This is a genomic window from Salipiger sp., from assembly GCF_048261495.1.
GTDB lineage: Bacteria > Pseudomonadota > Alphaproteobacteria > Rhodobacterales > Rhodobacteraceae > Salipiger.
Genome location: NZ_JBLXFX010000004.1, coordinates 367,143 through 383,415 on the forward strand (window position 1 = coordinate 367,143; position 16,273 = coordinate 383,415).

The following is a 16,273-nucleotide window of genomic DNA, read 5'->3' on the forward strand; positions in this document are numbered from 1 at the left end:
GCGTTAACGTCCGGACATGGCCCAGAACAAGGACCGACCAGTGATGCCCAGGTTTTCTCTTTCGGCCTTCGGCCTCGCAGTCTGCATCGTCAGCGCCCCGGCCTACGGCTTCGATGCGCTCAACTTCGACACTCCCGGCATGGACGAGGATCTGCGCTCGCAGTTGAAGTCGAACGCCGCCCTGACCGAGGCGCAGGCGGACAACCGCAGCGCGGGGGCCGACGTGCTCGCCGCGGCGCTGTCGGACTACGGCATCCTGCTCGAAACGCTCTATGCCGCCGGGTATTACGGCGGCACCGTGTCGATCCGGATCGACGGGCGCGAAGCGGCGGACATCGCCCTGCTGTCGACGCCGGAAACCGTGACGCGGGTCGATGTGACCGTGACCACCGGGCCGAAGTTCAAGTTCGGCGAAACCAACGTGGCGCCCGTCACCCCGGAAACCGAGATGCCCGAAGGCTTCAAGCGCGGCCAGACCGCGCGCGCGCCGCTGATCGGCGACGCGGCGGATGCGGCGATCGAGGGCTGGCGCGCGGACGGTCACGCCAAGGCGGAGATCGCGGCGCAACGGGTGACGGCGAACCACGTCGACCACCTGATCAACGTCAACCTGCGCGTCGCCCCCGGCCCGGAACTGCGCTTCGGGCGGCTCGTCACGGTGAATGACAGCTACGTTCGCACCGCCGCGCTGCGCCGCATCGCCGGCCTGCCCTCGGGCGAGCGATTCGATCCCGACGAGCTCAAGCGCGTCTCGAACCGGCTGACCCGAACCGGGGCGTTTTCCTCGGTCACGCTGCGCGAGGCCGAGACCCCGAATGCCGACGGCACGCTCGACATCGAACTGACGGTGACCGATGCCAAGCCGCGCCGCTTCGGGTTCGGGGCCGAGCTTTCCTCGCTCGAGGGGCTGACCCTCAGCACCTTCTGGCTGCACCGCAACGTCGCGGGCGGGGCCGAGCGGTTCCGCATCGACGCAGAGGTGTCGGACATCTCCAACAGCGTCGACGGCATCGACGCCTCGATCACCGCGCGCCTCGAAGTGCCGGGCGCCGTCGGCCCCGATACCGACGCCTATTTCCAGGCCGCCATCTCGCGCGAGCGCGAGCCGGCATACGATCTCGACAGTCTCGAACTCGCCGCCGGTCTCACCCGGCGCTACAACGAGGATCTGACCGCCGAGATCGGCATCGGCTACCAGTTCTCCAAGACCAAGGACGACCTCGGCACGCGGGAATTCCATCTCGTGACGCTGCCGCTGTCGCTCACCTACGACAAGCGCGACAACGATCTCGATCCGCGCAACGGGTATTACATCTCGGCCGATGCCACGCCCTTTGCCGACGTGGCCGGGGACGGCGGCAGCGGCCTTCGGCTCTACGGCGATCTGCGCGGGTACTACGGGCTCGGCGAGGCGGACCGCACCGTGCTGGCCGGTCGGCTGCAGATCGGATCGGTCATCGGTCCCTCGATCACCGAAACCCAGCCCGACTTCCTGTTCTACTCCGGCGGCGCGGGCACGGTCCGTGGACAGCCGTACCAGTCGCTCGACATCGACCTCGGCGGCGGGATCAGCAGCGGCGGCCTCAGCTTCATCGGCTTCTCGGGCGAGATCCGCCAGGACGTCGGCAAGAGCTTCGGCGTCGTCGCCTTTGCCGATATCGGCTATGTGGGCGAGGATCAGGTGCCCGGCTCCAACGGCGACTGGCACGCGGGTGCGGGCCTCGGCGTGCGGTATCAGACCGGCCTCGGGCCGCTGCGCTTCGACGTCGCGGCCCCGGTCGGCGGCGACACCGGCAAGGGTGTCCAGATCTACCTCGGAATAGGTCAATCGTTTTGAAACGTCTCCTCCTTCTCCTCCCCCTCCTCGCGTGCCTGATCGCACCCGCCCCGCTGTCCGCACAGGATGACGACGGCGGCACCCGGCTGGAACGACTGCTGGAGGATCTGCTGTCCTCGGCCGGCTCCACCGTGAACATCTCGGGCTTCCGGGGGGTGCTCAGCTCCGAAGCCACGCTGGAGCGCATGACCATCGCGGACGAGGACGGCATCTGGCTGACGCTGGAGAATGCAAAGCTCGACTGGAGCCGCACCGCGCTGCTCACCGGGCGGCTGGAGGTTGCGGAGCTCTCCGCCGAGCGGCTCGAAGTCGCGCGCGCGCCGGGATCGCAGCAAGACACCGCCCCCGCCCCCGAGGCGAGCGGCGGATTTTCCCTGCCGGAGCTTCCGGTTTCGGTGAACATCGGCAAGCTGGCCATCACGCAGGTCGAGCTGGGACCGACCCTGCTCGGCGAGGCGGTGACGCTGACGCTGGAAGGCTCGGCGCAGCTTTCGGACGGCGAAGGCACGGCGGACGTGGCGATCCGGCGTACCGACGGCAAGGACGGCAGCCTGACCTTCAACGGCGATTACGCCAATGCCACCAGACAGTTGACGGTCGACCTCGACCTGAGCGAAGGCGAAGGCGGCATCGTCGCGCGCATGGCCACCCTGCCCGGCCAACCCTCGCTGGAACTGACGCTCAAGGGCGAAGGGCCGGTGGACGATTTCGCCGCCGCGCTCACCTTTGCCACCGATGGCGAGGAACGGCTTGCGGGGGATATCACCCTCAGGGGCAGCAGCGAGGCCGGCCACCGCGTCGATGTCGACATCGCCGGCGACCTGCGGCCGCTGATCCCCGCGCAGGATCAGGACTTTCTCGGGCCCCGGCAGGAGTTGCGCGCCAACGTGCTGCTGGCCTCGGACGGGACCATCGCGCTTGACGAGATGACGCTGACCACCGCGGTTGTCGCGCTGAACGGCGAGGCGCAGATCGGCAGCGACGGCTGGCCGCGCCTGCTGCGCCTCGACGGACGGCTCGCCTCGGCGGACGGAACGCCGGTCAGCCTTCCGGCGGGAACCGTCGTCACGCTGATCGACGAAGCCACCATCGCGCTGAAATACGACGTCGACCAGGGCGATGCCTTTACCCTCGACGTGATCGCGCAGGGGCTGGACCGGCCGGACGTGGCGATGCGTGAGGCGCGGATTTCCGGGCGCGGCACCATCGACCGCGACCCCGAGGCCGCGCGGCCGGGTCAGGTCGACGGCACGCTGACCTTCGATGTTTCCGGGCTCGACTTCACCGACGAGGCGCTGGCACAGGCGGCGGGCGATGCCGCGACCGGCAGCCTCGGGTTCGCGTGGAAAGAGGACGAACCGCTCTACCTCACCGATATCGACCTGCAGGGCGCGGGTCTGGAACTGTCCGGGGCGACGACCTTTTCGGGTCTGACCGTGGGCAAGGACCCGGCGGTGGAGCCCGACCTCCAGGTGCGCACCGACGATATCTCGCGGTTCTCCGGGCTTGCCGGGCGTCCGCTGTCCGGGGCCGCCGACGTGGCGCTCAAGGGCCGGGTCGAGCCGATCTCGGGCCGGTTCAACCTGGTGGTCAACGGCAAGACCGTGGACCTGACCTCCGGGATCGCGCAGCTCGACGGGCTGATCGCCGGGCAGATCGACCTTGCCGCCTCGATGGCGCGGGACGAAAGCGGCACCTTCCTGCGCAACCTCGAACTCAAGGGCGACGGGCTCGAACTCAACGCCAACGCGGAACTCAAGACCGATGCCTCCACCGGGGCTTTCCAGGCCGCCCTGCCCGACCTGTCGCTGGTCGATCCCGACCTCGCCGGGGCCGCGCGGCTGTCCGGCACGCTCGAGGAAACCGCGGCCGCCTACCTGCTCGACTTCACCGGCTCCGCGCCGGGATCGGTGCAGCTCGACGGCAAGGTCACCGCCTCCAAGTCGGACGGCGCGATCAGCGCGGTGGGCTTCGACGGCAGCGCCTCGGCGCGCGACCTCAGCATCTATGCCGACATCGCGGGCCGTGACATCGGCGGCGCGCTGGAATTCGACGGCACGGCGAACTACGCCCTCGCCAGCGGAGATTTCAACGTCGACGGCGATCTCGTCACGCAGGATCTGAAGGTCGGCATCGCCGAGGCGGACGGCCTGCTGGCCGGGCGCACGGTGCTGGCCGTCACCGCCCGCAGGGCCGGGCAGACCATCGTGGTCGACCGCCTGACCGCCGACGGCCCCGCCATCGAGCTTGCCGCGCAGGGGCAATACGCGGAAAACGCCACGCAGGGGACCTTCGACCTCAGCCTTCCGGAGCTGTCGCGCATCCGGCCCGGCCTGCCGGGCGGTGCGTCGCTGAACGGCACCCTTTCCGAAACCGCAGAGGCCTGGCTGCTCGACTTCACCGCCGCGGGACCGGGGTCGGCGCAGGCCTCGGGCCGCGTCAGCGCGGAAAAGGCCGGCACGGGCGTCGGCATGGTCCGCTTCAACGGCACGGCGGGCGCGCAATCCCTGTCGGCCTTCGCGCCGCTGGTGGGCCGCCCGCTGAAAGGCGCCGTGACCTTCGACGGCGTCGCCGCCTACAACGTGCCGGACGGCGCCTTCGACGTGACCGGACAGGTCGACACGCTGAACCTCGGGGTCGGCATCGACATCGCCGACCGCCTGCTCGCCGGGACCGGCAGCGTACAGCTTGCCGCGAACCGCGATGCCGCAGGCACAATCACGGTCGAACGGCTGAACGCGCAGACGCCGGAAGTGACCGCCGATCTCAGCGGCAGCATCACCGGCACGGACAGCGCGCTGCGCTACAACGTGGCGCTGCGCAATCTCGGGATCATCGTCGAACAGCTTCCCGGCCGCGCCACCGCCGAGGGCACGCTCTCGGCCGCCGGCTCCGGCCCCTGGCAGGTGCGGACCGCGATCACCGCGCCGGGCAACACTCAGGCGCAGATCTCGGGCAGCGTGGCGCGCGATTTCGCCACGGCGGACCTGTCGATCGAAGGCTCCGCGCCGCTGTCGCTTGCCAACCGGATCACCGCGCCCAACCTGCTCTCCGGGCCGGTCCAGCTGAACCTGCGGCTCAACGGGCCGCTGAGCCCCTCCTCGCTGAGCGGGACGGTCACGGTGCGCAACGGCGACGTGGTGTTGCCTGGACCGGCGCTGACTCTGACCGGGCTCGAGATCGACGCCACCCTCTCCGGCGGACGGGTCGACCTGGTTGTCGGCGGCGACATCTCGACCGGCGGGCGGCTGCGGGCCAACGGCACCATCGGCCTTGCCGCGCCCTACAATGCCGACCTGCTGGTCAAGGCGCGCGAGGTCGTGGTCCAGGACCGCCGCCTCTACCAGGCCGAGCTCGAAGCCGACATCACCGTGCAGGGCCCCCTGCTCACCGGGCCGCGCATCGCCGGCACGGTCGACGTGCTGAACGCCGAGGTGCGCGTGCCGGAAACCGGCCTCGGGCCGGGAAGCCGCAGCTTCGTGCTGACCCATATCGCCGAACCGCGCCCGGTCCACATCACCCGCGAACGCGCGGGGCTGGTGGCCGCCGCGCAGAAACAGGGGGGCAGCGCCTATGTGCTGCCGCTGGACGTGACGATCAACGCCCCGGCCCGGATCTTCGTGCGCGGGCGCGGTCTGGACGCGGAACTGGGCGGGCAACTGCGCGTGACGGGGTCGACCGCGAACATGATCCCCGAGGGGCGCTTCGACCTGATCCGCGGGCGGCTCGACATTCTCGGCCAGCGCCTGACCCTGAGCGAGGCCTACCTCCAGCTCACCGGCAGCTTCGATCCGATCCTGCGCGTCGTCGCCACCACCGAGCGCGACGGCACCACCATCACCGTCACCATCGAAGGCGACGCGATGGAGCCCGAGGTCAGCTTCACCTCCAGCCCCTCGCGGCCGGAGGAAGAGGTTCTGGCCTTGCTGATCTTCGGACGCGACGCCGGACAGCTCTCCGCCTTCCAGGCCCTGCGGCTGGCGGCGGCGGTCAACACGCTGTCGGGGCGCGGCGGTTCGGGGATCGTGGACAACCTGCGCAAGGGCTTCGGGCTCGACGATCTCGACGTGACCACGGATGCCGAGGGCAATGCCGGGCTGAAGTTCGGCAAGTACATCAACGAGAACCTCTATACCGATGTCGCCGTCGGCTCGGACGGCGAAACCGAGGTCGAGCTGAACTTCAAGGTCTCGCCCAGCGTCACGGCGCGGGGCAGCGTGAAATCCGACGGCAACACCTCGCTCGGGATCTTCTTCGAACGCGACTACTGAGGCGCGCGCAGCGCCTCAGAGCCCCATCGCGGCGGACATTTCGGCGGGCGAGACCGCGCCGGGGGCAAGCCCCTCGCGCAGCATGCGCCGCGCCAGCTCGACGCAGTAGCGATTGAGCGGCGCCTCCACCCCGGCAAGCCGGGCCTGCAGCAGGATCTCTCCGTTGAGGTAGTCGGTCTCGATCGACCCGGCACCGCGCAGCAGGCTTTGCGCCGTGGAGCTGCCGGCGCGGGCGGCCCCTGCCACCGGATGCGAGGTCATGTATTCGGCGCGGCGCGGGTCGGACAGATCGACGGTTGCCCGGGGGATGCCTGCGGCGCGCAGCACCGCCTCACCCTCCTGCCTGACCGCGTCGACGATGGCGGTGGCATCCGCCTGCCCCAGCGCGGTGCGAACGATATTGCCGAGGTTCATCAGAAGCTTGCCGAACTTGCTTGCCATCACGTCGTCCAGCACGAAGCTTTGCATGTTGGCCGCGGTCAGCAGATCGACCAGGGCGCGGTCCTGCGCGTCGCTGCCGCCGGGATAGCGCCCGACGTCGAAGATCCCGTAGCAGGGCGCGCCATAGCTGACCACTTCGCCCGGCGTGGTGAAATCGGCGGGCATCATGACGGTCGCCGCATGCACGTTGCCGAAGCGGCGCAGCGCAAGGCGTTCGTTCTCGACACCGTTCTGGAGACAGAAGACCGGCTGGTCCGTCACCCCGGCGGCGACAAGCTGATCCAGCGCCGCCTCTGTGTGCTGGGTCTTCATGCAGAGCAGGATCGCGTCGTCCGGGCGCAAAGCGATGGCATCGGGCGAGTCGACGCAGTCGAACCGCGCGACCTGCACGCCGCCGGGGCTGCGGAAGGTCAGGCCGTCGGCGCGGATCGCGTCGAGCATGGCGCCGCGGGCGATGCCCACTACCTCCTGTCCGTTCAGCGCCAGCGCGGCGGCGACCGTGCCGCCGATGGCGCCGATCCCGTGAACGATGACCCGCATCATTCGGCCGCGAGCGGCAGCGGCAGGCCGCCGATCCGCGCAAGCAGAGAGACGATCTCGTCCACGCCCTTGCCGTGGCGGATCTGGGCAAAGACGAAGGGGCGCCCGGCGCGCATCCGCGTGGCGTCGCGTTCCATGACCTCGAGCGAGGCGCCGACATGGGGCGCGAGGTCGGTCTTGTTGATGACGAGGATGTCGGAGCGGGTGATGGCGGGGCCGCCCTTGCGCGGGATCTCCTCCCCCGCCGCGGTGTCGATCACGTAGATGGTCACATCCGCCAGTTCCGGCGAAAAGGTCGCCGAGAGGTTGTCGCCGCCGCTTTCGATCAGCACGAGGTCGAGATCGGGAAAGGCGGCGGTCAGCTCGGCGATGGCGGCGAGGTTGATCGAGGCATCCTCGCGGATCGCGGTGTGCGGACAGCCGCCGGTCTCGACGCCCTTGATCCGCTCAAGCGGCAGGACCTGGCGGCGCATCAGCTCTTCGGCATCCTCGCGGGTGTAGATGTCGTTTGTGACGACCGCCATGGACAGCCGGTCACGCAGCGCCGCGCAGAGGGCGGCGGTCAGCGTGGTCTTGCCCGCGCCCACGGGGCCGCCGATGCCGACGCGAAGGGGTCCGTTCGGGGATGCCATGGTAAATCTCCGTTACGATCTGAAGAGCCTGGAATAGAGCATGTCATGGCGCTGACTTGCAATGTCGATGGCGGGGGCAAAGCCGCCGATATCGTCCTCGCCCGCGTGTTCCGCCCGTTCGGCAAGCGCCGCGCAGAGCGGGGCGAGCGCGCGCGCCACCCGCTGCCCGTCGGTCTGGCCCAGCGGGATCAGCCGCACCCCGGCCCCGGCAAGGTTCGAGGCAAAGGCCATGAGGAACAGCCGCAGGGCGTCGCGCAACGGCAGGTCCAGCGCCGCGACGGTTGCGCCGACCGCCACGGGATAGGGCGCGGCGTCGATCCGGATGCCCCAGACCTCGGACACGGTGGCGGCAAAGGCGGTGCCCTGCGCCACGGTCTCCAGCCGCCGTTCCGCAGACGGGGTCAGCGCGGCGGCAAGCCCGGCCAGCGATGCCGCGTCCCCGCCCCGTGCGGTCAGCGCCAGCAGCACCGCGTCGGACCAGCCCGCGCCATGTTCGAGCGCATCCGCCAGCCAGGCGCGCAGCCCGTCGGCATCCGCCACCCGACCGGCCTGCACCTCGGTCTCGAGGCCGTGGGAATAGGCAAAGGCCCCGACCGGAAAGGCCGGGGAAAAGAGCTGGTGCAGGGTCAGCAGGGCGTCGTCAGAGGTCGTCATGCTCGTGCCCGGCGTGGTCATGGGCGGGCGCGCCGTCCTCCGCATCGTGGCTGCGGGCATGGGTGTGAACATGGCCGTGGCCATGCGCCTCTGCCGGTGTGTGGACATGGGAATGGTCGTGCCCGTGGGTGCGGCCGTGGCCATAGGCGCCGCCTTCGGGGGTGAAGGGCTCCTCGACCTCGGACACCTCGGCGCCGATATGGCCGAGCATGTCGCGGATCACGTGATCGCGCAGGATCAGCAGGCGCTGCGCTTCGATCTGGCAGGGCGTGTGGCGGTTGCCGATGTGCCAGGCCAGGCGCGGCAGATCGGCCCCGGTCACGGCAAGCAGCGGCTCGGGCGCGGCCAGCACCTCGACCCGGGTGCCGTCGGTCAGCACGAAGGCGTCGCCGTGGTCCAGGCTTTCGGTGTGGGCGAGATCGACCAGGAAGGCGCCCCCCGCGTCGGTGGTCAGAACCTTGCGCCGCAGGAAGCGGTCCTCGTAGGAGAGGGTCACGGCGGCGGAGGCGGGTCCGTCCCACCGGCCCTTGCGGGCGATCTCGTGGGCCTGGGGTAGCTGTGTCATGCGGGACTCCGTGGTTTCCCGCAGATCACGCCATGGGCGCGAAAAGATCAAGGCCGCGCCCCGGAGCATTCGGGATCGCGGCCTCGGAAAGTGGTGTCCGTCCTGTTTTCGCGCGCCTCGTGGCACGCGACGGAGGGATCAGAGGTAGTAGACGTCGTGAAACACGTGGCGCACGATGTCTTCGCGACGGATGCCGCGGGCGGCCAGCTGTTCGTCAGTCATGCGCTGCAGGGCTTCGACGCGACGCAGGCGCGGGTTGGCTTCGCCGACGGCCACGAGTGCGTTGCCGATACCCGACAGGATGCGGGACAGAAGCGGCTGGTGCTCGTGGTGGGCGGTTGCGGTCATGAATGCCATTGGTTCGTTCCTTGTCTGGAGCTTTCAGTATCTCCCATGGCCTCAAAGGTAAGTCAGGCTGTCCGAACCTTCAAATGCTGCATGTGCAAACTCGGGTTTCTGCAGGTGCATAGGTCGCGGGCGGAAATCGGGGGCGATCCCCGAGGCGGCGCGGCGCGGGGGACGCCGAATAGCGTCGAAAATAGTTCAATGGGCAACTATCCGGCCCTTCGGGCCGCGAAATGCGCGTTTTGCGGGCGGACGGAAAACCGCCGCCCACGGGGCGGGCGGCGGCTATGCGCTTGGTGCAACACGGTGAAAAACCGCCCCGCGCGGCCAAAGCCCACCCGGACGCCCGCGCGGGCGAGTCGCCGGGGCGCCGGTCAGTAGAGGAAGTAGCGCTGCGCCATCGGCAGCACCCTGGCGGGTTCGCAGGTCAGCAATTCGCCGTCGGCGCGGACCTCGTAGGTTTCCGGGTTCACCTCGACCTTCGGCGTCGCGAAGTTGTGGATCAGATCCTTCTTGCCGATGTTGCGGGTGTTCTTCACGGCGACGGTCTGCTTGGCCAGCCCGTACTTGCCGCGCACCCCTTCCGCCTGCGCCGCCTCGGAGACGAAGATCACCGCCGAATGCTCGACCGAGCGGCCGTAGGCCCCCCACATCGGCCGGGTGTAGACCGGCTGCGGCGTCGGGATCGAGGCGTTGGGGTCGCCCATCTGGGCGCAGACGATGGTGCCGGCCATCAGCACCATCTCGGGTTTCACGCCGAAGAAGGCGGGGTTCCAGAGCACGAGGTCCGCGCGTTTGCCGACCTCGATGGAGCCGATCTCGTGCGCGATGCCGTGGGCGATGGCGGGGTTGATCGTGTACTTGGCGATGTAGCGGCGGACCCGGAAGTTGTCGTTGTCGCCGGTTTCCTCGGAGAGCTTGCCGCGCTGCTTCTTCATCTTGTCGGCGGTCTGCCAGGTGCGGATGATGACCTCGCCCACCCGGCCCATGGCCTGGCTGTCCGAGGCGATGATCGAAAAGGCGCCCATGTCGTGAAGGATGTCCTCGGCGGCGATGGTCTCCTTGCGGATGCGGCTTTCGGCAAAGGCCACGTCCTCGGGGATCGACTTGTCGAGGTGGTGGCAGACCATGAGCATGTCGAGATGCTCTTCCAGCGTGTTCATCGTGTAGGGGCGCGTCGGGTTGGTCGAGGACGGCAGCACGAAGGCCTCGCCGCAGATCTTGATGATGTCGGGGGCGTGGCCGCCGCCCGCGCCCTCGGTGTGGAAGGCGTGGATGGTGCGCCCCTTCATCGCCGCGACGGTGTTCTCGACAAAGCCGCTCTCGTTCAGGGTGTCGGTGTGGATCATCACCTGGACGTCCATCGCATCGGCCACCGAAAGGCAGCAGTCGATCGAGGCCGGGGTGGTGCCCCAGTCTTCATGCAGCTTCAGCGAGCAGGCCCCGGCCTTGACCTGTTCCTCGAGCGCGGCGGGGAGCGAGGCGTTGCCCTTGCCCGCGAAGGCCAGGTTCATGGGAAAGGCATCCGCCGCCTGCATCATCCGCGCCATGTGCCAGGGGCCGGGTGTCACGGTGGTCGCCAGCGTGCCATGCGCCGGACCGGTGCCGCCGCCGAGCATCGTGGTCAGGCCGGAATGCAGCGCGTCCTCGATCTGCTGCGGGCAGATGTAGTGGATATGGCTGTCGAAGCCGCCGGCGGTCAGGATCTTGCCCTCGCCCGCGATGACCTCGGTTCCCGGACCGACGATGATGTCGACGCCGGGCTGGGTGTCGGGGTTGCCCGCCTTGCCGATCCTGGCGATGCGCCCGTCGCGCAGCGCCACGTCGGCCTTGTAGATGCCCGAATGGTCGACGATCAGCGCATTGGTGATGACCGTGTCCACGGCCCCTTCGGCGCGGGTGGCCTGGGATTGGCCCATGCCGTCACGGATGACCTTGCCGCCGCCGAACTTCACCTCCTCGCCGTAGGTGGTGAGGTCGCGCTCGACCTCGATGAACAGCTCGGTATCGGCAAGGCGGACCTTGTCTCCGGTGGTGGGGCCGAACATCGCGGCGTAGTCGGCGCGGGAAATCTTGGCAGGCATGTCTGTCCCTCTCGGTGTGTCTGTGCCGGGGCGCGGGGCCGCTCGGTCGGGTCATCGGGTCTGCGGCGCGGGGGTCAGTCGACCCGGAGGCCGCGGTGTCTGTGCCAGTCGTCGAGCGACTGGTCGGGATAGCCGTCGAATTGCCGGTCGCCGGGACCGTCGGGCACCGGCACCCAGCCGGGCTTGTCGGCAAGCATCAGGTGGACGTGGTCCGGCGCCTCGGGCAGATCGCTGTCGACGGCGCTGGCGAAGGGATGCAGCAGCTCGGGCCAGCGCGGATCGTAGAGCCAGAGCGCGGTGGCGCAGCGCGCACAGAAATGCCGCTCGCCCGAGGATGTCTCGCAACCGTCGCCCCGCGCGATCTCCGCCTGGTAGACCTCCACGTGATCCCAGCCGTCGACATGCAGCGTATCGGCCAGCGCGCCGAGGTTGATCGCATAGCCCCCGCCCCCGGCCGTCTTGCGGCAGATGCTGCAATAGCAGCGCTGGTAGGGCACCGGCGTATGGCTTTGCACGGTGAAATGCACGGCGCCGCAGCGGCAGGAACCTTCGAGTGTCAGCGGCATGGGGTGCTTCCGATAACTTCCCTTGGGTAAAGCGGATTTTCGGTTAGAATGGGGTCGGTACGGTGCGAGTTCATTTTCGACGAATTTTCCATTCCATACGGGGAAACATCATGCATTTCAGACTGATGGCCTGTGCAGGCGCACTCGGCCTCCTTGCCGCCGGAAGCGCCGGCGCCGCGGGCGATGTGGCGCGCGGCGAATATCTCGTCCGGGGACCTGCGGGCTGCGGCAACTGCCACACGCCGCTGGGGCCCGACGGCCCCGTCGCCGGCATGGAACTTGCCGGTCGGCTGGTCGACGACAACGAGGCCTTTACCGCATACGCCCCCAACATCACCCCGGCCGGGCACATCGGAAGCTGGAGCGACGAGGAGCTTGCCCGCGCGATCCGCGAGGGCATCCGTCCGGACGGATCGCTGATCGGGCCGCCGATGCCCCTGCCGATGTATCGCGGTCTCGGGGACGAGGACCTCGCCTCCATCGTCGCCTTCCTGCGCACCCTCGCGCCGGTCGAGAACGAGGTCCCGGCCTCGGAATACCGCATCCCTCTGCCCCCGGCCTACGGACCGCCGGTCGACAGCGTCACCGCCCCGCCCGCCGGGGTCAGCGTCGAATACGGCGAATACCTCGCCAAGGCCGTGTCGCATTGCATGGAGTGCCATTCGCCCATGGGCCCGCAGGGGCCGATGACCGACCCGGAGCATCTGGGACAGGGAGGGTTCGAATTTCACGGCCCCTGGGGCACCTCGGTCGCGGCGAACCTGACGAACGGCGAGGACGGGCTGGCGGGCTACTCGGACGACGAGTTGAAGGCGATGATCGTCAGGGGCGTGCGCCCCGACGGGTCCGCCATGCTGCCGCCGATGCCCTACGGCTACCTTGCGGGGATGACCTCCGACGACCTCGACGCCATCGTGCTCTACCTGCGCAGCCTGCCGCCGCTGCCCGACGCATAGGGGCGCAACCGTCCGGGGGGCGGGTGTCATGCCGGCCCCCCGTCGAAATCGAGACGCATGTGGACGACGCGCCGATCGTCGGCCTTGAACAGCGCCGGGTCGGAATAGTCGCGGAATCCCATGGCACGGTAGAGCGGCAGCGCCTCCTCGTGCCGGTAGAGCGCGTCCAGCAGCACGGTGCGGTAGCCGAGGGCGCGGGCCTCGGCGATGACCGCCGCGCAGAGCGCGCGGCCAAGCCCGGTGCCGCGCGCGGCGGGGCGGACATACATCCGGTTCATCTCGCAGGCGCCGTCCCCGGCCGGACGGATCATCACCATGCCCGCCGGGGCACCCTCGTGCAGCCCGAGAAAGCATTCACCGTGGGGCGGCAGGAAATAGCGGTCGAAATCGGCCAGTTGCCCGGCGATGTCCTGCTGCAGGATATAGTCGTCGATCTCGGCCAGCATGTCGGGATAGCGCACGCGCATGAAATCGAAGAACTCCGCGACCATCTCGCGGATCGCGTCGCGCTCGGGCCCGGAGCGGGTGCGGACGATCGCGGGGGCGGCGCTCATGCTGCGCCCTGCCCGACGTCGAAGGCGGCATCGACCGGCACCTGCAGCGCGGTCGCGATGGCATTGGTCATGCCCGCCATGCCGATCACCGCAAGCAATTCGTCATGCATGGCATCGGTCATCCCCTTGGCGCGCGCCGCGGCGGTGTGGGAATGGCAGCAGTATTCGCAGGCGTTCGCGGTGGACACGGCGATATAGATCAGCTCCTTGGTGAGCGGGTCGAGCGCGCCGGGCCCCATCAGAACCTTCAGCCGCTCCCAGGTGAGTTTCAGCGTCACCGGGTCATGCGCCAGCGCGCGCCAGAAATTGTTGACGCGGTCGGTGCCGCGCGTGGCGCGGATGTCGTCGAACACCTCGCGCGCCGCGGGGTCGAGGTCCTCGTCCGTGAGCAGTTCTCTGGTGGCCATGATCCCCTCCCGGGCTTCAGACCGGCGGCCCGCCCTCGCCCGCCGGTTCGGTGATGACGCGCGGGCGCGCGACCGGGCGGCACAGCGTCGCGGCGCGCCCGGATTTCCCGCCCTGCACGACCGTCGGGCGGCGCAGCGCCGCCCAGTGCCGGATCGCCGCCGCGGACATCATCGGCGCGGCCAGCGCGCAGGGCGGCGCGTCGGGCGCCCCGCCATCCGCTGCCGGGAAGCCCCAGAACCGCAGCGGCCGTTCCATCCCGGCCTCGGCGAAGATGCGCAGCACGCGCATCTGCATGCCCCAGAGCCCGGCCGACACGCGCACCGCCGAGACGGTGAAATCCAGCGGAGTCATCGGTCGCATTCTCTTGCTCCTCCTGCGGTCGCGGCGCGGCCTAGTCTTCCGACTCGATCCCCATGGTCAGTTTCGGCCCGCGGCGTTCGAGCCGGTGGCGGTTGCTGCGAGCGGTGCGTTCCAGCGGTTCGGCAAAGGCGGTGACCACCTCGTCCATCGGCTTGCCCGCGCCCGCCGCCTCGGTGGCGTTGACGAAGCCCTCGATGAAGGCCGGACCCTTTTCCGCCGACATGCGCATCATTTCGGAGGGCGGCATCGACCACAGCCCGGCCATGCCCAGCATCCGGTACATCACCACGCTGTTCGCCTCCGCCGCCAGCGTTCCGAGCTGGATGGCGCTGGCGTTCCAGCCGGTCATGGCGCTGAACAACGTGCCGTTCGATCTTTCGGGTATTCCCATTCGGTCCTGCTTTCCAATGTTCTACAATGCGCCCATGATCTTCTGATTGAATCCATAGATCCGGCGGGCACCGGACATCGGGATGAGATTGACCTCGCGGCGCTGGCCGGGTTCGAAGCGAACCGCCGTCCCCGCCGCGATGTCGAGACGCAGACCGCGCGCCGCGTCGCGGTCGAAGTCGAGCGCGCCGTTGGTTTCCGCGAAATGGTAGTGCGAGCCGACCTGTACCGGGCGGTCGCCGGTGTTGGCCACCATGAGGGTGATCGCCTCTCGGCCCTCGTTGAGGGTCAGTTCGCCCTCGACGGTGACGACCTCGCCGGGGATCACTTCCCCGCCCCCGCCCGCGCCCGTACCAGCGCCATCCGCGCGGCCAGCGCCACGACGCCCAGCGCGGCGGCGATCACCAGCCAGGAGGCGCCGTCATGCGGGTGCAGATGCGCCCCGGAATGGGCCAGCGCGGGGGTTGCCGCCAGCGCGGCCAGGGTGAGGGAGAGGATTTTCACGGCGTTCGGCTCCTGTCGGTTCAACGGATGGGATTGTGCACGGTGACCAGCTTGGTGCCGTCGGGAAAGGTCGCCTCGACCTGCACTTCGTGGATCATTTCGGGAACGCCCTCCATGCATTGCTCGGCCGAGATCACCTCGGCCCCGGCGACCATCATCTCGGCCACCGAGCGCCCGTCGCGGGCACCCTCGACCACCGCGTCGGTGATCAGCGCGATGGCCTCCGGATAGTTCAGCTTCACCCCGCGCGACAGGCGCTTGCGGGCCACTTCGGCGGCCATCGCAATGAGGAGTTTGTCCTTTTCACGGGGAGTCAGTTGCATGTGTCAGATCATCCAGGGTCGTGGCAGTTCGGCACCGCTGAGGTGTCTCAGGACCGGGCCAAGGTGGCGTTTCAGATCGAAGGCGTCAACGGAAAGAATGCGCAGGGTCAGCAGATCCGCCCCGAGCGCGGAAACCCCCGCATGTCCGGGCAGCATCGCCCGCAGGCTGTCGGTTTGCAAGGCCGCGCCGGGGGCGGCGTAGATCACCGTCGCGACCGCCCCCGCCCCGTCGGCGACGCCGGGACGGGCCAGGATCGCGGCGGCATCGCCGTGCAGGCGCAGCCGGTCGGCCCAGGCCAGCGCGCCGCCGATCCGCAGGTCGATCCGGTCGTGCAGGCGCAGGTCCGTCACCCGTTCGCCCATGGCGGTGCGGCCGAAGACCAGCGCCTCGCAGGCAAGCAGGCGCGCGTCGGCGGCCATGTCGATGCTCAGCCCCCGGTCGAGCGCGGAGCCGTCGAACAGCATGGTTTCCTGCGGCAGCCAGTCGAGCCGCGCGCCGGGCCCGAGGGTCAGCCGCGTGCGCACCCGCCCCGGCTCGCTGCCGGGCAGCGCGCGGTAGATGCGTTCGGCCGCCTGCGTGGTCATGGCGAGCTTTGCCCCCGGCTCCGCCCCGGCGTCGAGCGCAAAGCTGTCGCCGCCGGTGATGCCGCCCGCGCTGTTGAGCAGCACCGCCTGGAGCGCGTCGGTCGCGCGGGGGAACAGCAGTTTGGAACTGCCCGACATGGCAAGGTCGCCGATGGCATTGCGCCCGCGCCGCACCCGGGCGGTGACACGCGCCATGCCGCGCGCGCGCTGCGGCGCGGGGCGGTCCGGGGCGGTCATGCGGATGTGGTCGTAGGGAAT

At 69.4% G+C, this 16,273-nt stretch carries 18 protein-coding genes; 3 read left to right on the forward strand and 15 right to left on the reverse strand.

Annotated features, from left to right (window positions below; genetic code table 11):
* Nucleotides 1-43 precede the first annotated feature (43 nt).
* Complete coding sequence (locus ACN0RJ_RS11020) at nt 44-1,837, forward strand: autotransporter assembly complex protein TamA (protein ID WP_417718896.1); 1,794 nt, start codon at nt 44-46, stop codon at nt 1,835-1,837.
* Entirely contained in the window at nt 1,834-6,108 is a 4,275-nt protein-coding gene (locus ACN0RJ_RS11025) for a translocation/assembly module TamB domain-containing protein (protein WP_417724294.1), read from the forward strand. Before ACN0RJ_RS11020 ends, ACN0RJ_RS11025 begins: the two co-directional genes overlap by 4 nt.
* Before the next feature lie 15 nt (nt 6,109-6,123).
* On the opposite strand, the gene ACN0RJ_RS11030 is transcribed toward ACN0RJ_RS11025, so the two are convergent.
* The 7 genes from ACN0RJ_RS11030 to ACN0RJ_RS11060 all read right to left on the reverse strand — a co-directional run bounded on the left by ACN0RJ_RS11030 (nt 6,124) and on the right by ACN0RJ_RS11060 (nt 11,935).
* Complete coding sequence (locus ACN0RJ_RS11030) at nt 6,124-7,092, reverse strand: ketopantoate reductase family protein (protein ID WP_417724295.1); 969 nt, start codon at nt 7,090-7,092, stop codon at nt 6,124-6,126.
* Nucleotides 7,089-7,721: an urease accessory protein UreG gene (gene ureG / locus ACN0RJ_RS11035; protein WP_417718893.1), complete on the reverse strand. Its 633-nt coding sequence runs from the start codon at nt 7,719-7,721 to the stop codon at nt 7,089-7,091. Before ureG ends, ACN0RJ_RS11030 begins: the two co-directional genes overlap by 4 nt.
* A gap of 12 nt (nt 7,722-7,733) precedes the next feature.
* Nucleotides 7,734-8,375 carry an urease accessory protein UreF gene (locus ACN0RJ_RS11040; RefSeq protein ID WP_417724296.1) on the reverse strand — a complete coding sequence of 214 codons (642 nt, stop codon included), beginning with the start codon at nt 8,373-8,375 and terminating at the stop codon, nt 7,734-7,736.
* Nucleotides 8,362-8,940: an urease accessory protein UreE gene (gene ureE / locus ACN0RJ_RS11045; protein ID WP_417718891.1), complete on the reverse strand. Its 579-nt coding sequence runs from the start codon at nt 8,938-8,940 to the stop codon at nt 8,362-8,364. The genes ACN0RJ_RS11040 and ureE overlap by 14 nt, the downstream gene beginning before the upstream one ends.
* 138 nt (nt 8,941-9,078) lie before the next feature.
* Nucleotides 9,079-9,297, reverse strand: a complete 219-nt coding sequence (locus ACN0RJ_RS11050) for a DUF1127 domain-containing protein (RefSeq protein ID WP_417718890.1) — start codon at nt 9,295-9,297, stop codon at nt 9,079-9,081.
* 362 nt (nt 9,298-9,659) lie between these two features.
* On the reverse strand, nt 9,660-11,369 hold the full coding sequence (ureC, locus tag ACN0RJ_RS11055) for an urease subunit alpha (protein ID WP_417724297.1): 1,710 nt from the start codon (nt 11,367-11,369) through the stop codon (nt 9,660-9,662).
* Between the two features lie 74 nt (nt 11,370-11,443).
* Nucleotides 11,444-11,935: a GFA family protein gene (locus tag ACN0RJ_RS11060; RefSeq protein WP_417724298.1), complete on the reverse strand. Its 492-nt coding sequence runs from the start codon at nt 11,933-11,935 to the stop codon at nt 11,444-11,446.
* Between the two features lie 110 nt (nt 11,936-12,045).
* On the opposite strand from ACN0RJ_RS11060, the gene ACN0RJ_RS11065 reads away from it, so the two are divergent.
* Nucleotides 12,046-12,891, forward strand: coding sequence for a c-type cytochrome (locus ACN0RJ_RS11065; protein ID WP_417724299.1), 846 nt, complete (start codon nt 12,046-12,048; stop codon nt 12,889-12,891).
* A gap of 26 nt (nt 12,892-12,917) precedes the next feature.
* Here ACN0RJ_RS11065 and ACN0RJ_RS11070 read toward each other — a convergent pair whose 3' ends face one another.
* Genes ACN0RJ_RS11070 through ACN0RJ_RS11105 form a run of 8 tightly spaced genes read right to left on the reverse strand, consistent with a single transcriptional unit; the run spans nt 12,918 to nt 16,252 of the window.
* On the reverse strand, nt 12,918-13,445 hold the full coding sequence (locus tag ACN0RJ_RS11070; protein ID WP_417724300.1) for a GNAT family N-acetyltransferase: 528 nt from the start codon (nt 13,443-13,445) through the stop codon (nt 12,918-12,920).
* Nucleotides 13,442-13,852 carry a carboxymuconolactone decarboxylase family protein gene (locus ACN0RJ_RS11075; protein WP_417718885.1) on the reverse strand — a complete coding sequence of 137 codons (411 nt, stop codon included), beginning with the start codon at nt 13,850-13,852 and terminating at the stop codon, nt 13,442-13,444. The genes ACN0RJ_RS11070 and ACN0RJ_RS11075 overlap by 4 nt, the downstream gene beginning before the upstream one ends.
* 16 nt (nt 13,853-13,868) lie before the next feature.
* Nucleotides 13,869-14,213, reverse strand: coding sequence for a hypothetical protein (locus tag ACN0RJ_RS11080; protein WP_417724301.1), 345 nt, complete (start codon nt 14,211-14,213; stop codon nt 13,869-13,871).
* Nucleotides 14,214-14,244: 31 nt separating this feature from the next.
* Entirely contained in the window at nt 14,245-14,604 is a 360-nt protein-coding gene (locus ACN0RJ_RS11085) for an antifreeze protein (protein WP_417724302.1), read from the reverse strand.
* A 21-nt stretch (nt 14,605-14,625) separates the two neighbouring features.
* Complete coding sequence (locus ACN0RJ_RS11090; RefSeq protein WP_417718882.1) at nt 14,626-14,931, reverse strand: urease subunit beta; 306 nt, start codon at nt 14,929-14,931, stop codon at nt 14,626-14,628.
* On the reverse strand, nt 14,928-15,107 hold the full coding sequence (locus tag ACN0RJ_RS11095) for a hypothetical protein (RefSeq protein ID WP_417724303.1): 180 nt from the start codon (nt 15,105-15,107) through the stop codon (nt 14,928-14,930). The genes ACN0RJ_RS11090 and ACN0RJ_RS11095 overlap by 4 nt, the downstream gene beginning before the upstream one ends.
* A 20-nt stretch (nt 15,108-15,127) precedes the next feature.
* Nucleotides 15,128-15,430, reverse strand: coding sequence for an urease subunit gamma (locus ACN0RJ_RS11100; RefSeq protein ID WP_417718880.1), 303 nt, complete (start codon nt 15,428-15,430; stop codon nt 15,128-15,130).
* Between the two features lie 3 nt (nt 15,431-15,433).
* Nucleotides 15,434-16,252 (reverse strand): urease accessory protein UreD, encoded by an 819-nt coding sequence (locus tag ACN0RJ_RS11105; protein WP_417724304.1) that lies wholly within the window; start codon nt 16,250-16,252, stop codon nt 15,434-15,436.
* Between the last annotated feature and the right edge of the window lie 21 nt (nt 16,253-16,273).

Excerpts from the sequence above, each read along its gene's own strand:
- ACN0RJ_RS11080 (WP_417724301.1), bottom strand. The coding sequence starts at position 14,213 with ATGCGACCGATGACTCCGCTGGATTTCACCGTCTCGGCGGTGCGCGTG.
- ACN0RJ_RS11085 (WP_417724302.1), bottom strand. The coding sequence starts at position 14,604 with ATGGGAATACCCGAAAGATCGAACGGCACGTTGTTCAGCGCCATGACC.
- ureG (WP_417718893.1), bottom strand. The coding sequence starts at position 7,721 with ATGGCATCCCCGAACGGACCCCTTCGCGTCGGCATCGGCGGCCCCGTG.
- ureC (WP_417724297.1), bottom strand. The coding sequence starts at position 11,369 with ATGCCTGCCAAGATTTCCCGCGCCGACTACGCCGCGATGTTCGGCCCC.
- ACN0RJ_RS11075 (WP_417718885.1), bottom strand. The coding sequence starts at position 13,852 with ATGGCCACCAGAGAACTGCTCACGGACGAGGACCTCGACCCCGCGGCG.
- ureE (WP_417718891.1), bottom strand. The coding sequence starts at position 8,940 with ATGACACAGCTACCCCAGGCCCACGAGATCGCCCGCAAGGGCCGGTGG.
- ACN0RJ_RS11020 (WP_417718896.1), top strand. The coding sequence starts at position 44 with ATGCCCAGGTTTTCTCTTTCGGCCTTCGGCCTCGCAGTCTGCATCGTC.
- ACN0RJ_RS11050 (WP_417718890.1), bottom strand. The coding sequence starts at position 9,297 with ATGGCATTCATGACCGCAACCGCCCACCACGAGCACCAGCCGCTTCTG.
- ACN0RJ_RS11065 (WP_417724299.1), top strand. The coding sequence starts at position 12,046 with ATGCATTTCAGACTGATGGCCTGTGCAGGCGCACTCGGCCTCCTTGCC.
- ACN0RJ_RS11030 (WP_417724295.1), bottom strand. The coding sequence starts at position 7,092 with ATGATGCGGGTCATCGTTCACGGGATCGGCGCCATCGGCGGCACGGTC.
- ACN0RJ_RS11100 (WP_417718880.1), bottom strand. The coding sequence starts at position 15,430 with ATGCAACTGACTCCCCGTGAAAAGGACAAACTCCTCATTGCGATGGCC.
- ACN0RJ_RS11105 (WP_417724304.1), bottom strand. The coding sequence starts at position 16,252 with ATGACCGCCCCGGACCGCCCCGCGCCGCAGCGCGCGCGCGGCATGGCG.
- ACN0RJ_RS11060 (WP_417724298.1), bottom strand. The coding sequence starts at position 11,935 with ATGCCGCTGACACTCGAAGGTTCCTGCCGCTGCGGCGCCGTGCATTTC.
- ACN0RJ_RS11070 (WP_417724300.1), bottom strand. The coding sequence starts at position 13,445 with ATGAGCGCCGCCCCCGCGATCGTCCGCACCCGCTCCGGGCCCGAGCGC.
- ACN0RJ_RS11040 (WP_417724296.1), bottom strand. The coding sequence starts at position 8,375 with ATGACGACCTCTGACGACGCCCTGCTGACCCTGCACCAGCTCTTTTCC.